This is a genomic window from Sphingopyxis sp., assembly GCF_034380315.1.
Classification (GTDB): domain Bacteria; phylum Pseudomonadota; class Alphaproteobacteria; order Sphingomonadales; family Sphingomonadaceae; genus Sphingopyxis.
Window position 1 is genome coordinate 88400 of record NZ_JAXMPB010000001.1, and the last position, 15946, is coordinate 104345.

At 64.5% G+C, this 15946-nt stretch carries 13 protein-coding genes; 2 read left to right on the plus strand and 11 right to left on the minus strand.

The window, feature by feature from the left end:
* Nucleotides 1–3 precede the first annotated feature (3 nt).
* Together U0S50_RS00460 and U0S50_RS00465 are read right to left on the minus strand one after the other, a co-directional pair.
* Nucleotides 4–1332, minus strand: coding sequence for an oxygenase MpaB family protein (locus tag U0S50_RS00460; protein ID WP_322306783.1), 1329 nt, complete (start codon nucleotides 1330–1332; stop codon nucleotides 4–6).
* Between the two features lie 257 nt (nucleotides 1333–1589).
* Complete coding sequence (locus U0S50_RS00465) at nucleotides 1590–2222, minus strand: trimeric intracellular cation channel family protein (protein WP_322306784.1); 633 nt, start codon at nucleotides 2220–2222, stop codon at nucleotides 1590–1592.
* An 80-nt stretch (nucleotides 2223–2302) separates the two neighbouring features.
* Between U0S50_RS00465 and U0S50_RS00470 the strand changes: the two genes are divergently transcribed.
* A complete protein-coding gene (locus tag U0S50_RS00470) occupies nucleotides 2303–2797 on the plus strand; it encodes a GNAT family N-acetyltransferase (RefSeq protein WP_322306785.1) in 495 nt (164 codons plus the stop codon).
* On the opposite strand, the gene U0S50_RS00475 is transcribed toward U0S50_RS00470, so the two are convergent.
* The 6 genes from U0S50_RS00475 to mdh form a co-directional block, all read right to left on the minus strand.
* Nucleotides 2794–4122 (minus strand): amidohydrolase, encoded by a 1329-nt coding sequence (locus tag U0S50_RS00475; protein WP_322306786.1) that lies wholly within the window; start codon nucleotides 4120–4122, stop codon nucleotides 2794–2796. The genes U0S50_RS00470 and U0S50_RS00475 overlap by 4 nt on opposite strands.
* A 41-nt stretch (nucleotides 4123–4163) precedes the next feature.
* Nucleotides 4164–5561 carry a dihydrolipoyl dehydrogenase gene (gene lpdA / locus U0S50_RS00480; RefSeq protein ID WP_322306787.1) on the minus strand — a complete coding sequence of 466 codons (1398 nt, stop codon included), beginning with the start codon at nucleotides 5559–5561 and terminating at the stop codon, nucleotides 4164–4166.
* 100 nt (nucleotides 5562–5661) lie between these two features.
* On the minus strand, nucleotides 5662–6879 hold the full coding sequence (gene odhB, locus U0S50_RS00485) for a 2-oxoglutarate dehydrogenase complex dihydrolipoyllysine-residue succinyltransferase (RefSeq protein ID WP_322306788.1): 1218 nt from the start codon (nucleotides 6877–6879) through the stop codon (nucleotides 5662–5664).
* 17 nt (nucleotides 6880–6896) lie between these two features.
* Complete coding sequence (locus U0S50_RS00490) at nucleotides 6897–9710, minus strand: 2-oxoglutarate dehydrogenase E1 component (protein ID WP_322306789.1); 2814 nt, start codon at nucleotides 9708–9710, stop codon at nucleotides 6897–6899.
* A 430-nt stretch (nucleotides 9711–10140) separates the two neighbouring features.
* Nucleotides 10141–11031: a succinate--CoA ligase subunit alpha gene (gene sucD, locus U0S50_RS00495; protein WP_322306790.1), complete on the minus strand. Its 891-nt coding sequence runs from the start codon at nucleotides 11029–11031 to the stop codon at nucleotides 10141–10143.
* 124 nt (nucleotides 11032–11155) lie between these two features.
* Nucleotides 11156–12118 carry a malate dehydrogenase gene (gene mdh, locus U0S50_RS00500; protein WP_322306791.1) on the minus strand — a complete coding sequence of 321 codons (963 nt, stop codon included), beginning with the start codon at nucleotides 12116–12118 and terminating at the stop codon, nucleotides 11156–11158.
* Nucleotides 12119–12396: 278 nt separating this feature from the next.
* Between mdh and U0S50_RS00505 the strand changes: the two genes are divergently transcribed.
* The gene (locus U0S50_RS00505; RefSeq protein WP_322306792.1) at nucleotides 12397–13440 is read left to right on the plus strand and encodes a hypothetical protein; all 1044 of its coding nucleotides are present in this window, start codon (nucleotides 12397–12399) and stop codon (nucleotides 13438–13440) included.
* A gap of 9 nt (nucleotides 13441–13449) precedes the next feature.
* Here U0S50_RS00505 and zapE read toward each other — a convergent pair whose 3' ends face one another.
* The 3 genes from zapE to U0S50_RS00520 are packed head-to-tail and all read right to left on the minus strand — an operon-like array spanning nucleotide 13450 to nucleotide 15894.
* Complete coding sequence (zapE, locus tag U0S50_RS00510) at nucleotides 13450–14574, minus strand: cell division protein ZapE (protein WP_322307266.1); 1125 nt, start codon at nucleotides 14572–14574, stop codon at nucleotides 13450–13452.
* Nucleotides 14571–15065, minus strand: a complete 495-nt coding sequence (locus U0S50_RS00515) for a PaaI family thioesterase (protein ID WP_322306793.1) — start codon at nucleotides 15063–15065, stop codon at nucleotides 14571–14573. Before U0S50_RS00515 ends, zapE begins: the two co-directional genes overlap by 4 nt.
* A 46-nt stretch (nucleotides 15066–15111) precedes the next feature.
* Nucleotides 15112–15894: a succinate dehydrogenase iron-sulfur subunit gene (locus U0S50_RS00520; RefSeq protein WP_322306794.1), complete on the minus strand. Its 783-nt coding sequence runs from the start codon at nucleotides 15892–15894 to the stop codon at nucleotides 15112–15114.
* Nucleotides 15895–15946: the final 52 nt, after the last annotated feature.

A 15946-nucleotide genomic window follows, 5' to 3' on the forward strand; every position in this document is an offset into this window, starting at 1 on the left:
GGATCAGCGCGCGGTGGCCGGACGGTAATCCGCAGCGTCGGAGGTGAATTCCGCGTGGCCATAGCCCGCAAGCTGGCGCTCGATCCGATGAATGAGCCGGCGGTCGGCAAGGTGGCGCACGACGGGCAATCGCGACGCGACGCGATAGGCGGCCATGCGACCGGCCACGCCCAGCATCGTCGCGCCGTAAACCAGCCGGTCACGGCGTCCGACCGGAACGCCAAGGCCTTCGGCCCGCTGCGCATCGCCGTTCAAAAATGCCTTCACGAAAAAGACCCTGCTGGTCGAACGTTCGAGCCGCCGCTTTACGCGCGCGGCGGGTGATGCGGCCTTGGACAGTTCGGCGTCCATCGTCGCGCGAAGCAGCGCACCGCAAATCGCATCGTCATATTCATAGCGCAGCGTGGCACTGCGCGTGCGCCAGATGCGCACGATTTCCTGCGGGGTATCGGCGAGCAGATCTTCGGGCAGGCCAAGAAGATAGCAGCGATAACGCGCGAGTTCGACGCGGCCCCGTTCGACCCGGTTGAAGCGGCACCGCCCCTTTTTCAGCACCTCCTGCGACAGGAAGTAGATGGGGATCAGGCCCGCCGGCATCTGATCGAGTTGGGGAATGGGCACGCCATAGGTGTCGGCATCCCACATGCCCGGCCGCGACAACAGATTGACCCGGACCATCGAGTGCATCAGCCGCACCATCGCCGCTGCCTTGAACCCTGCCCCAAAGCGTTCGAGGGCGCCGGGGAGCGCGGTCGTCGCAAAGAAGGTCGCGGTTTCCTTTACGCGGCGCGCGGCGGTCGTATGGCCGAGGGTGCCGGTGAGCGCCATCGGCAGGGCCGAATATTTGTTGAGGAAGGTCGCGATAAAGGCCCCGCGAATCAGGAAAGGGGCAAGATTCGCAGTCGCATTGCGTTCATAGGCGGCGCCCGCCTCGACCAAATCCATGTCCAGCCAGTCGGGGCGCGCCTCCATCTCACGGATCAACGCGACCAGTTCGGGCGGCGCATCGGCGACCGCATCCACGCCCCGGTCGCAAGCTTCCACCAGCATCGCGACGGTTCGCTGGAAACCCAGGCGCGGCATCAACGCCGCATAGGCATCGCCGGTGCGGTCGCCGAGCATGGTATATTCACGGATCCGGCCAACCAGATCATCGTCGTGCAAATAGGCGCCGCGATCCACCCCGCGCAGCCTTCCCAACTCGCTCGTCGCATCCGCTTCGGGCGCCCAGCGTTCGGGCGCGCGGTCGAAATCGAAACGACCGAACAGCTCGGGCAAGGCATCGGCCTGGCCGCGGACCCGTTCGGCGATCATGCTGACATTGCTGTTCATAAATCGAACCTGCCATAAATCGGCGATTTGGCAAGCGCGGCGCGGCAAGGACAAGCAAAGCGCACGCAACACCGCGAACAGCGGCATCACGCCCAGCCACGACCAAGACGAAATCGGGGCCTGCGCGGCGGCGGCGCCCGGCCCCGGCACCCCGGCGCCGAACAAGATCAAAGTCGAATACATGGTCCCACGAACGCCCCCAGCGCGCCGCGGGGCTGTAACGCGGAAATATTAAACTGTTATGGAGCGCGGCGCGATCAGGCCTCGGGCGTGCGATCCGCGCCATAGCTGGGCAATGCCAGCGACCAGCGGATGGCCGCACCGCGCAGGATAAAGCCCGCGGCGGCCCCCGCAACGGCTGCCACCGGCGTCGCGACGCCCAGCCACAGGAGCAGCAGAAACAACCCGGAGGCGAGCGCGGCGGCCGTCACGTAGATTTCAGGCCGCATAATGATCGAGGGCGCTCCGGCGAGGACATCGCGGATGATCCCGCCGACACAGCCGGTGATCACGCCCATCAACAGCGCCGGCACCGTCGGCACGCCCCAGGCCACGGCCTTTGCCGTCCCGAAAACGGCGTAAGCGGCAAGGCCCACCGCATCGGCCCATTCCAGAAGTTGCCCCTGCCACCAGCGTTCGGGCGTCATCCAAACGAGCAGGGCGATCACGATGCACACGGCGGCGACGGCGCCATCCTGAACCCAGAACACCGGCGCCCCGATCAACAGGTCGCGCACGCTGCCGCCCCCCACGCCGGTCAGCAGGGCGAAAAAAGCCGCCGTCACGAGCGTCTGCCGCAATCGGACCGCCATCAACGCCCCCGACAGCGCGAAAACGCCAATGCCGGCAAGGTCGAGGATGCCGATGAGGGCGGGCAGGTCGGGTTTCATGGCCAGCGCTATATCGTCAAAAGATTTGGCTGTCGCGGGCTGGTGACAAGTGCCCGGCGGGCTGGCAAAGGAGCCGCATCATGACCGGAACGACAACGACAGGCTGGCGCCCGATGCGCGCCGGCGACCTTGATGATGTGCTTGCCATTGCCGACGCCGTACACGGCGCTGCCTATTCGGAAAGCCGCGAAACCTTTGCCGAGCGGCTCGCGCTCTATCCCGCGGGCTGCCAGATTCTCGACCGCGATGGCGCGGCGCTTGGCTATCTGATCACCCATCCCTGGTGCCGCGACACCCCGCCGGCACTCGGCCAGCGGCTGGGCGCGATCCCGGCCGACGCTGACACCTATTATCTGCACGATATCGCGCTGCGCCCCGAAACGCGCGGCAGCGGAGCCGGGGCCGCCGCCGTCGCGCACGTCGAGACGTGCGCCCGCGCCGCCGGTTTTGACGAAATCACGCTGGTCGCGGTCGGCGGCGCCGACAGCTATTGGGAACGTCACGGCTTCACGAAGCTGATCGCCTATCCGGCCTATGGCCCCGAATGCTGGCTGATGCGCCGGACGGCAATCTAGGGCCGCGGCTCCCCGTCCGGACGCACGCCGCCGATAATCGACAGGACAATCGCCTTGACCGCGTTGCGGATCGCGGGTTCGGGACTGGGTGCGAAAAAAGGGGAATGGTTCGTCGGCACCGCCTCCCCCTTCGCTTTCAGCGCGGCGAGCGCGGCAGGGTCATAGCCGCCAATCACAAAATAGAGCGACGGAACCCCGGCTTCGACAAATTCGGAGAAATCCTCGCTCGCCGACATTGGCGGCGTCGTGGACGGCGCAAAGACGAGCCCGGCGCCAAAGACCGGTTTCAGCACCGCCGCCCCCGCCGCCGCCATCGCATGGTCGTTAATCAGCGCCCCGGTCCCACCAAGATAGGCGACCGTCGGTTCGGGTGCATTGCCCATCTGCGCCGCCGCCTTGGCGGCCCGCACGGTTCCGTTCTTGAGCAAGAGGCGCACGTCATCGGCGTGCGAGCGAAGATTGACCTTCACCTCTGCGGTGTCGGGAATGATGTTCGGCGCACTGCCCGCATTGATCGCGCCGATGGTCAGCACCCCGAAGGCACCCGGGTCCTTTTCCCGGCTGACCACCGTCTGCACGTCGGTCACAAAGCGCGCCGCGATCGGAATCGGGTCGATCGTCGCGGACGGCATCGATCCATGCCCGCCGCGACCGTGAAAGGTGATCGCATAGCTGTCCGACGCCGAAGAAGTCGCCCCCGCCTTGACCACCACGCTGCCCGCAGGAAGATTGGTGACGTGAGCGGCAAAACCAAAGTCAGGCCGGGGAAAGCGCGTGAGCAAGCCATCATCGAGCATCGCCCGCGCACCGCCCAACGCCTCTTCGGCCGGCTGACCGATCAGAACGACGGTACCGGACCAACTGTCGCGAAGCGCGGCGAGCGAACGGGCGACCCCAACAAGATAGGCGACATGGGTGTCATGGCCGCAGGCGTGCATCACCGGCGTTTCGCGGCCTTCATAGGTGGCGCGGACCTTGCTGGCCCAGGCCAGGCCCGTCTTTTCCTCCATCGGCAGCGCATCCATGTCGGCACGCACCAAAATGGTCGGGCCGTCGCCATTGCGCATAACGCCGACGACACCGGTGGTTCCGACCTTTTCGGTGACGGCAAAGCCTGCCTTGCGCAGATGGTCGGCGAGAAGTTTCGCGGTTCGGACTTCCTGCATCGCGAGTTCGGGATGCGCGTGGAGATCCTTGTACAGCGCCTCGAGCGCCGGATAGTCGCGATCGAGCAGGGCATCGAGCTGACGCGCGGCAGCTCCGACATCGGCGGCGGTCGCCGCTGGTATCGCGGTGAGGGGCAGGAGCAGCGAAGCCGCCCCCAAGAGCCAGTGCTTCGCCGTCGTATCCTGTCCCCTCGCCTCGATCAGATGTGGATCGGCTTTCCGGTCACGGCCATGGCCGCTTCCTTGATCGCCTCGCTGTGCGTCGGATGCGCGTGGCAGGTATAGGCGATGTCTTCCGACGTCGCGCCGAATTCCATCGCCTGCGCCGCCTGCGCGATCATCGTACCGGCCACCGTTGCGATGCACCACACGCCAAGCACGCGGTCGGTCTTGGCGTCGGCGATCACCTTTACGAAGCCGTCGGGCTCGTGGTTGGTCTTGGCGCGGCTGTTGGCGAGCATCGGGAATTTGCCGACCTTCACCTCGCCCTTTTCCTTCGCCTGTTCCTCGGTCAAGCCGACACCGGCGATTTCGGGCCAGGTATAAACGACCGACGGGATGACATCGTGGTTCACGATACCGGTCAGCCCGGCGATATTTTCGGCGCAGGCGATGCCTTCGTCTTCGGCCTTGTGCGCGAGCATCGGGCCGGGAACGACGTCGCCGATCGCCCAGATGCCATCGACCACGGTGCGGAAGTCATGATCGGTTTCGATCTGACCGCGGGCGTTGGTGCTAAGCCCCGCCTTGTCGAGCGCCAGGCCATCGGTGTTGGGACGGCGTCCGATCGACACGAGCACGACGTCGGCCTCGAGCGTTTCGGCTGCGCCGCCCGCCGCGGGTTCGAGCGTCAGTACCGCCTTCTTCCCCTTGACGGCAGCACCCGTCACCTTGGTCTTCAGTTTGAATTCGATCCCCTGTTTCTTGAAGATCTTGTTCGCTTCCTTGCGCACGTCGGCGTCCATGCCGGGCAGGATCTGGTCGAGAAACTCGACGCAGGTGACCTTGGCGCCCAGACGGCGCCAGACGCTGCCGAGTTCCAGCCCGATCACGCCGCCGCCGATCACGACCATGTGCCCCGGAACCTTCGCGAGTTCGAGCGCGCCGGTCGAATCGACGATGACCTGGCCGTCATTGTCGACCTCGACACCCGGAAGCGGCGTCACCGACGATCCGGTCGCGATGATGATATTCTTGGCGCGATAGGTCTTGCCCGCAACCGCGACGCTGTCCTTGCCGGTGAAGGCGGCATAGCCCTTCAGCCAGTCGACCTTGTTCTTTTTGAACAGATACTCGATGCCGCCGGTCAGACCCTTTACCGCATCCTTGCGCTGCCCGTGCATGGTGGGAAGGTCGAGTTCGGGCTTTACCTTGATGCCCATCGCCGCCATCGCGCCGCCAGCCGCCGCTTCGAAATATTCCGAAGCGTGCAGCATCGCCTTCGACGGGATGCAGCCGACGTTGAGACAAGTGCCGCCCAGCGTTTCGCGCCCTTCGGCGCAGGCGGTCTTGAGGCCCAGCTGCGCCGCACGGATCGCCGCGACATAACCGCCGGGGCCGGCACCGATGACAAGGACGTCGTAGTCGTAATCAGCCATTTTTCACTCCATTCGTCATCCCGACGAAAACCGGGATCGCTGGCACTCACAACGGAGCCCAGGGGAATTGCGGCCCCGGCCTTCGCCGGGGCGACGGTCCTTACAGGTCGATCAGCAAGCGCGTCGGATCCTCGATCGCTTCCTTGATCGTCTTCAGGAAGGTCACAGCCTCGCGGCCGTCGATCAGGCGGTGGTCATAGCTCAGCGCCAAATACATCATCGGGCGCACGACGATTTCGCCGTTCACGACAACCGGGCGATCCTCGATCCGGTGAAGGCCGAGCACCGCCGACTGCGGCGGGTTGATGATCGGGGTCGACATCAGCGAACCGAATACACCGCCGTTCGAGATGGTGAAGGTGCCGCCGGTCATGTCGTCCATGGTCAGCGTGCCTTCCTTGGCGCGCTTGCCGAAATCGCCGATCGTCTTTTCGATCCCGGCAAAGCTCAACGCTTCGGCGTTGCGGATCACCGGAACGACGAGGCCGCTGGGGCCGCTGACCGCGACCGAGACGTCCATATAATTATGATAGACGATCTCGTCGCCATCTATGCGGCCATTGACCGCCGGGATGTCCTTGAGCGCAAGGCAGGCCGCCTTGGTGAAAAAGCCCATGAAGCCCAGGCGCACGCCATGCTTCTTTTCGAACAGATCCTTGTAACGCGCGCGCGCCTCGATCACCGCCGTCATGTCGACGTCGTTGAAGGTGGTGAGCATCGCCGCGGTATCCTGCGCCGATTTCAGCCGCTTGGCGATTGTCTGACGAAGACGGGTCATCTTGACGCGCTCTTCCTGACGGCCCGGTGCCGCGGACGCGGCAGCGGGAGCAGCAGCGGCAGGAGCGGCGGTCGAGACATCGGGCGCGGCGTTGGCAGCGGCCACGACATCTTCCTTGGTCAGGCGGCCATCCTTGCCGGTGCCCTTGATCTTCGTCGGGTCCAGGCCATGTTCCAGTACCAGGCGGCGTACGGCGGGCGACATGGTGGTGACGGTATCGACGCTGGCTTCGCTGGTCGTGGCGGGTGCCGGCGCCGCCGTTTCGGCCTTTGCCACCGGGGCCGGAGCCGCCGCCTTGCCCGAACCGGCCTCGATCGTCGCGATAACCGCGCCGACATTGACCGTGTCGCCGACCGCGACGACCTGTTGCCCCATCACGCCCGCAACCGGCGACGGCACTTCGACCGCGACCTTGTCGGTTTCGAGGCTGGCAATGGGTTCGTCGACAGCGACGGCGTCGCCCGGCTGCTTCAGCCATTCGCCGACGGTCGCTTCGGTCACGCTTTCACCCAATACGGGGACTTTGACTTCGGTGCTCATAATGCAGTTCCTTGGGGTCAGGCTTTGTTCTTGGTACGGCGGATTTCGGCACGGACATTAAGGCCGAGCGCATCGGCGACCAGGGCCGCCTGTTCGGTCTGGTGACGACTCATCAGGCCGGTCGCGGGGGATGCCGCGGCGTGGCGTCCGGCATAGCGCGGACGCATGCCCTTGTGCCCGGCATCGTCCAGCGCTTCCTCGATCAGTTCGTTGACGAAGAACCAGGAGCCATTGTTGCGCGGTTCTTCCTGCGCCCAGACGACGCATTCGAGGTTCTTCATCCGCTTCAGCCGCACCGCAAGCGCGTCGCCGGGGAAGGGATAAAGCTGTTCGATACGCACCACGCTGACATCGTCGAGACCGGCGCTGTCGCGCGCCTCCATCAGATCATAGGCGACCTTGCCCGAACAGAGGACCAGCCGCTTGACCTTGTCGTCGGCGGGCGGCGTCAGGTCGGACTTGATGCGCATGAAGTGGCTGTCGCCCAGGAATTCCTCGCGGCTGCTGACCGCCTGCTTGTGGCGGAGAAGTGACTTGGGCGTCATGATGATCAGCGGCTTGCGGAAATCGCGGAGCATCTGGCGGCGCAGTACGTGGAAATAGTTCGCCGGGGTCGTGATGTTGCACACCTGGATATTGTCGCCCGCGCACAATTGCAGGAAACGTTCGAGGCGGGCCGAGCTGTGTTCCGGCCCCTGGCCTTCATAGCCGTGGGGGAGCAGCATCACGAGGCCGTTGGCGCGCAGCCATTTCGCCTCGCCCGACGCGATGAACTGGTCGATCATGATCTGCGCGCCATTGGCGAAGTCGCCGAACTGCGCTTCCCACAGCACCAGGCTCTTGGGATCGGCCATCGCATAGCCATATTCGAACCCGAGCACACCATATTCGGACAGCGGGCTGTCGAGCACTTCGAAACGGCCGTGCGGCAGCGTTTTCAGCGGCACATATTTGGTCTCGCTCGTCTGATCGACCCAGACGGCGTGGCGCTGGCTGAACGTCCCGCGGCCCGAATCCTGGCCCGACAGGCGCACTTGATAGCCTTCGCTGAGCAGCGTCCCGAACGCGAGCGCTTCGCCGGTTGCCCAGTCGAAATTCTCGCCCGACTTGAACATGTTGGCGCGCCCATCGATCACGCGGCGCAGTGTCTTGTGCGCATCGACATCATCGGGGATCGTCGTGATCGCGCGGCCCACCGCGTCGAACAGCTTGCGTTCGACCCCGGTTTCGACGTTGCGGCGGGCGTTTTCGCCATCCTTGGGTGCGTAAAGCCCGGACCAGCGTCCCGCGAACCAGTCGGCCTTGTTCGCCTTGTAATTGGCGCCAAGCTTGAACTCATCCTCCAGATAGGCGGTGAACTCGGCGCGGTGCTGGGCCACGAAATCACCGCCGATGACGCCTTCATCGACCAGTCGCGCGCCAAAAATATCGCTGACCGGCGGATGCTTGCGGATCGTCTTGTACATCAGCGGCTGGGTAAAGCCCGGTTCGTCGCCTTCATTGTGGCCGAAACGGCGATAGCACCACATGTCGATCACGATATCGCGCTTGAACTGCTGGCGGAAATCGATCGCCAGCTTGCACGCGAACGTAACTGCTTCGGGGTCGTCGCCGTTGACGTGCAGGATCGGCGCCTGAACACCCTTTGCGACATCCGACGGATAGGGTGACGATCTGGCAAATTGTGGGCTTGTCGTAAAACCGATCTGGTTATTGACGATGAAATGGATGCAGCCGCCGGTGTTATAGCCGGGGACGCCCGAAAAGCCCAGGCACTCCCAGACGATACCCTGCCCCGCAAAGGCCGCGTCGCCGTGGATCAGCACCGGCAGCACCTGCTCATGCTTGGCCAGGTCGTCGCGGTGAACCTGCTGCGCGCGCGCCTTGCCCAACACGACCGGATCGACCGCCTCGAGGTGCGAGGGGTTGGGGACGAGCGACATATGGACGCTGATCCCGTCGAATTCGCGGTCGGTCGAGGTGCCGAGGTGATATTTGACGTCGCCCGACCCGCCGACATCGTCGGGGTTGGCACTGCCGCCCTGGAATTCGTGGAAGATGACGTGATAGGGCTTGGCCATCACGTTCGCGAGCATGTTGAGCCGTCCGCGGTGCGCCATGCCGTACACGATTTCGCGCACGCCATATTGGCCGCCATATTTGATGATCGCTTCCATCGCCGGGATCATCGCTTCGCCGCCATCCAGGCCGAAACGCTTGGTCCCGACATATTTGCGGGCGAGGAATTTTTCCCACTCTTCGGCGTCGATCACCTTCTTCAGGATCGCCTGCTTGCCTTCGGGCGTGAATTCGACGCGCTTGTCGGCGCCTTCCATGCGGTCCTGCAGAAAGCGGCGTTCCTCGACGTCGGCGATGTGCATATATTCCAGACCGACGTGGCCGCAGTAATTGCCCTGCAGGATCGCGACGATCTCGCGCACCGTCGCACGCTCCAGACCCAGCGTCCCGCCGAGATAGACGGGACGGTCCTGATCGGCGCCGACAAAGCCGTGATATTCAGGGGTCAGGTCGGCGGGCAGCTCGCGCTTCGTCAGGCCGAGCGGATCGAGCTGCGCGGCGAGATGCCCGCGCACGCGATAGGTGCGGATCAGCATCATCGCGCGTATCGAATCGTCGGCGGCGCGTTCGACCTCAGCGCTCGACAACGGCGCCCCCGCCTTCGCCGCGGCGGCCTTTACCGCAACCTGCATCTGCTGCGGGTCCAGCGCGGCGGTCAAATCGTCGCTGTCGATCAGCGGCCAATTCTTCGGCGCCCAGCTCGGGCCCTTTTGGACTTCGTCGACGTCAAAGCTCTGTCGTTCGAGATTCATGATCTTATACTCGCCATGCCCCTGCACAGGCAGGGACCCATCTCCTGGGGTTTCAAACTAGCGCGTCCAACCGATTGGCCAACTCGGGATTCTTTCCCTGTGCGGCCGATCGTCCACGCCCGATACACTTTGCCTTCATCCATGCCCAAACGGCCCGCGATCCCGGAATATATCGAATATCCCGTATCGGAACGGTCGCTTGCCGCCCTTGCCTTCGTCAAAACCTCGGCCGCTTCTTCGCCGCAAAGCCCGCCTGCCGTGATCCGCGGGCCCGCCCCGGGGGGCAAGCGCCGCGCCTTTTCGGCCCGTGCTTGCCGCTCCGAAGCCGCAGTGCGCCCTTCCGTCATCCCGGCCCGCGCCCTGCTCGAAAACAGGGACGCCGCGCCCCCGCTTTCACGGGAGGCACCGGAAAGGGAGGGACGCGCGTCGATCAGACGCGCTCCTTGAGCACTTCGGCCAGCGTGGTTCCGAGTTCCGACGGGCTTGCCGACACGGTGATGCCGGCGGCTTCCATCGCGGCGATCTTGCTTTCGGCATCGCCCTTGCCGCCCGACACGATCGCGCCGGCGTGGCCCATGCGGCGGCCCGGAGGCGCGGTGCGGCCCGCGATGAAGCCGACCATCGGCTTTTTGCGGCCGCGCTTGGCTTCGTCGATCAGGAACTGCGCCGCCTGCTCCTCAGCATCGCCGCCGATTTCGCCGATCATGATGATCGACTTGGTCGCTTCGTCGGCGAGGAAGAGTTCGAGCACGTCGATAAAATTGGTGCCGTTGACGGGGTCGCCGCCGATGCCGACCGCAGTGGTCTGGCCAAGGCCCGCATTGGTGGTCTGGAACACCGCTTCATAGGTCAGCGTGCCCGAGCGCGAGACAACGCCAACGCTGCCCTTGGAAAAGATGCTGCCGGGCATGATGCCGATCTTGCATTCGCCGGGGGTCAGCACGCCGGGGCAGTTGGGGCCGATCAGGCGCGATTTCGAACCCGTCAGCGCGCGCTTCACCTTGACCATGTCGAGCACCGGAATGCCTTCGGTGATCGCGACGATCAGCTCGATCTCGGCGTCGATCGCCTCGAGGATCGAATCGGCGGCGAACGGCGGCGGCACATAAATGACCGACGCGGTCGCGCCCGTCGTCGCCTTGGCCTCCGCCACGGTGTCGAACATCGGCAGGCCGATGTGCGTCGTCCCGCCCTTGCCCGGCGTCACGCCGCCGACCATCTGCGTGCCATAGGCGAGCGCCTGTTCGGTGTGGAAGGTGCCGGTGGCACCGGTCATCCCTTGCGTGATGACCTTGGTATTCTTGTCAATAAGGATGCTCATGGATTTCGTTCCGTTTCTCGTGCCCATGCGGAGGCAGGGGCCCATCTCCAGATTTGTCGACCACCCGCCGCCGGACATTTCAAGGGCAGGTGATGGGTCCCTGCCTTCGCAGGGACACAGACTATTATGCGAGGCTGGAATCCAGATTCTTGCATGCGTCGAGCAGTTCCTTGACCGCGTCGACCGACACCTGCAGGCCTGCCTTGTCTTCGGCATCAAGTTCGATCTCGACGATCTTCTCGACGCCGCCCGCACCGATCAGCACCGGCACGCCGACATAGAGGCCGTCGAGGCCGTACTGGCCGTCGACATAGGCGGCGCAGGGCAGGATGCGCTTCTGGTCGCCCAGATAGGCTTCGGCCATCGCGATGCCCGATGCGGCGGGCGCATAGAAAGCCGAGCCGGTGCCGAGCAGCGCGACGATTTCGCCGCCGCCGCCGCGGGTGCGCTTGACGATCGCGTCGATCTTGTCCTGCGACGACAGGCCCATCTTGACGAGGTCGGGAACGGGGATGCCGTTGACGGTCGAGTAACGGACGACGGGGACCATCGTGTCGCCATGGCCGCCGAGGACGAAGGTGTTCACATCCTTCACCGACACGTCGAATTCGTCGGCGATGAAGTGGCTGAAGCGCGCCGAATCGAGCACGCCGGCCATGCCGACGACCTTGTTGTGCGGCAGGCCGGAAAATTCGCGCAGCGCCCACACCATCGCGTCGAGCGGGTTGGTGATGCAGATGACGAAGGCGTCGGGGGCGTTCGCCTTGATGCCCTCACCCACCGACTTCATGACCTTGAGGTTGATGCCGAGCAGGTCATCGCGGCTCATGCCCGGCTTGCGGGCGACACCGGCGGTGACGATGATGACGTCGGCGCCCGCAATATCCTTGTAATCGTTCGAGCCGGTGATCTTCGCGTCGAAACCGGCGATCGGGCCGACCTGCGACAGGTCCAGCGCCTTCCCCTGCGGCACGCCTTCGACGACGTCGAACAGCACGACGTCGCCCAGCTCCTTCTGCGCCGCGAGCAGCGCTAGCGTTCCGCCGATATTCCCGGCTCCGATCAATGCGATCTTCTTGCGTCCCATGGCGCGCGGCACTCCCTTCCTGGCAAGCCCGGCAATTTGGTTCACAGACCGGCGGAGGCACGGGCCACAGCCCCACGGCGATCCCAAGACTGGCGTTGCCCCTACGCCGATTCCCCGAAGGAAACAACCGTCAAAAGGACGAAAATCCGCCTATTTTTGCTAATAGTTCGCAGCAGCATTAATGCCGAAAAATGCCACCCCGAACGTCGCAAACGACGAACGGCATATCGCAATCATCGATTAACCATCCCTTATCCACCTGCTATTAATCTGCGCACGTGACGCGCGCGATCATCAGCTTTGACACTGAATTATCAGCCGGTCTGCACCAGCGGGGGGTCGATCCGCGCGCCAATTTTGAAAGCTCGATTCTTGGTCGCTGCCGCGAGGGCGATTTCGGTATTGTTTTCCAGATGGACATGCTCGAACGCCATGGGCTGACGGGAGTCTTTTTCGTCGATCCGATGCCCGCGCTCGTTTACGGGCCCGCGATCATTCGCGACATTGTCCAACCGATCGTCGAGCGCGGCCATGAAGTGCAATTGCACATTCACACCGAATGGCTCGCCTTCGCGCGCTTCAATCCGGTGGGCCGTATGACCGGGCGCAATATCGGCGACTTCTCGCGCAGCGCACAGAAAAAGCTTATCGGCCTGGCCCGCGACATGCTGATGCGCGCGGGCGCGCCAACACCAACCGCCTTTCGTGCCGGAAACTTCGGCGCCAATGATGACACGCTGCGTGCGCTGACCGCGCTCGGCTTTCGCTACGACAGTAGCTTCAATGGCGCCTATCTGGGGCATGGCTGCAGGATCAGCCTCGATCGCGACAATATCGGCATGCGCCATCACCAAGGCATTTGCGAAGTCCCGGTGAGCGGCGTGATGGATCGCGCCGACAGTTTCCGCCCCGCCCAGCTTTGCGCCATGTCCGAGGAAGAGATGCGCGATGCGCTGGACCATGCCGCACGAAATGGAGCGGCCCAGTTTTCGGCGTTCAGTCACAGCTTCGAACTGCTGAGCCGCGACCGCGAAGCACCGAACCGGCTCGCCATTGCACGGATGGAAGCGCTCTGCCGCACTATCGCGAACGATGCGCGCATCAGCACCAGCGGCTTTGCAGATCTTCCCGAACCGCCCGCCGATCCGGGGGCCATTGCGGTCGCAGCGCCGCGGCCGTTACGCACGCTGCGCCGCGTGGGCGAACAGGCGGTAGGGCATTTGCTCCATGAGGTGCGCTATATCCGCAGCATCGTCTCTGTTACGCTCAACACCTCGCGTTGGGGCAAGGCCGCCGGCGGCATCCTCCTGGCGCTCGCGTAAGCCGAACCTCTAGCCCCCCTCCTCACCAGGGCCGTGGCCCAGGGCCAGATAATCATCCGACTGCATTTCGGCGAGGCGGCTCGCGGTCCGCTCGAACTCAAAGGCGCCATCGCCCGCAACATAGAGCTGATCTGGCTCCGCTGCGGCGCTGGCGAGCAACTTGACCTTATATTCGTAGAGCGCATCGATCAGCGTGACAAAACGCGCGGCTTCGTTGCGGTTTTCGGGGCCCATCCGGGGGATGCCGACGATGATGACGCTGTGGAAATGGCGCGCCACCGCCAGATAGTCGGCCGACCCCCGCGCGCCCCCACACAATCGCTTGAACGAAAAGACCGCCACGCCCTTCAGCGCCTTGGGAACATGGAGCGTTCGACCGCCACCGACATCGAGGTCGAGCGAGGGCACATGCCCCCGGTCCTCGGGCGGATAATCGGTGAGGCGAAAGAAGGCGGCCGAGAGCGCAGCGCTCGCCGCATCGTCGGCGGGGACGAACCAGCGCGCGCCGTCGCCAAGCCGGTCGCGGCGATAATCGGTCGGACCGTTGAGGCTCATCACGTCGAGCCGGTCCTCGATCAGCGCGATGAAGGGCAGGAAATGCTCACGGTTGAGCCCGTCCTTGTAAAGATCGCCGGGCGGGCGGTTCGAGGTCGCGACCACCGTCACCCCGCGCTCGATCAGCGCGGTGAACAGGCGCGAGAGGATCATCGCGTCGGCGCTGTTGTTCACCACCATTTCGTCAAAGGCGAGGCAGCGGACATTTTCGACCAGCGCGGCGGCGACCTGCGGAATCGGATCGCCGCTTTCGGTCTTGCGGATCTCGCGCATGCGGGCGTGGACGTCGAGCATGAAGGCGTGGAAATGGACGCGCTTCTTGCGCTGGATGCCGAGCGCGTCATAGAACAGGTCCATCAGCATCGACTTGCCGCGCCCGACCGCACCCCAAAGATAGACGCCGCGTGGCGGCGCGGGCTTGCGCCCCGTGATCCGCCACAGCAGGCTGCCGCGCGGCGGCGCCGCTTCCAGTTCCCGTTGCAATTGATCGAGCCGCACCGCAGCGGCGCGCTGTTCGGCATCAGGTTTCAATTCCCCGGCCGTCACCAGCGCATCATAATGGGCCAGCACCGACATCAGCGGCGCGGGCTCGCCTTGCGGATCGTCCCGGCGAAACTCAGCACGATATGGCCGTCCTCGGCGCCCTGGACGACCAGCCCGCGCAGGAAGATCAACCGCCCCGTCTCGCGCACCAGTTCGACCACCGCATCGAGCGGTTCGCCAACGCGGCCGGCGCCGACGAACTGGGTCGACAGGTCGAGCGTCACCGAATGGCCGGCATCGAGCGCGCCGAACTGATGCGATGCCGCGAACAGCGCGATATCGACCAGCGCCAGCGTCACCGCGCCATGAACATTGTCGCCCAGATTGCTGTGCTTGCGCTCGGGCAGCATCCGCACCCGGGCGCGCGGGCGGCCGTCGGGGGTCGGTGCCTCGGCGCGTACCGACAGCGGTTCGATGAAGCTGTTGAAGCGGGTCGGATCCTTGAGGTTCCAGCTGACCCAGCCATCGTCCAGCGCCTCTGCGCTGAAATTTTCGCGGCGCTTCGGCTCCTCGATCCCGTCGTTCATCGATGCGCGTCCGCCGGGCCGGTGCCGCTGGGGGCGTCGGCCACCATCAAACCTGCCGCTCGGCTTCCATCTTCTTGATTTCGGCAATCGCGCGCGCCGGGCTCAGACCCTTGGGGCAGGCGTTGGCGCAGTTCATGATGGTGTGGCAGCGATAAAGGCGGAAGGGGTCTTCCAGCTCGTCGAGGCGCTCGCCGGTATATTCGTCGCGGCTGTCGGCGAGCCAGCGATAAGCCTGAAGCAGGATCGCCGGGCCCAGGAACTTGTCGCTGTTCCACCAATAGCTGGGGCAGCTGGTCGAGCAGCAGGCGCAAAGGATGCACTCGTAAAGACCGTCGAGCTTTTCGCGCTCGGCGGGCGACTGCAGCCGCTCCTTGCCGCTGGGGGTGGTCGTCTTGGTCTTCAGCCAGGGTTCGATCGACGCATATTGCGCATAGAAATGGGTGAAATCGGGGACCAGATCCTTGATCACGTCCATCGCGGGCAGCGGGGTGATCGTCACTTCGCCCTTCAGATCCTCGATCGCGGTGGTGCAGGCGAGCCCGTTCTTGCCGTTCATGTTCATCGAACAGCTGCCGCAAATGCCCTCGCGGCACGAACGGCGGAAGGTCAGCGACGAATCCTGCTCGCTCTTCATCTTGATGAGCGCATCAAGGACCATCGGGCCGCATGTGGCGGTGTCGATCTCGAACGTGTCGAAGCGGGGATTTTCACCGCTGTCGGGGTCGTAACGATAAACTTTGAACGTCTTCACGTTCGCCGCGCCCTCGGCCTTGTGGACCTTGCCCTTCTTTTGCGGGCGGCTGTTCTTGGGCAGGCGGAATTCGGCCATGTCGCGGGGCTCCCCTATGCAATCGCGGGCTGACTAGACCCGATTGCGGGCA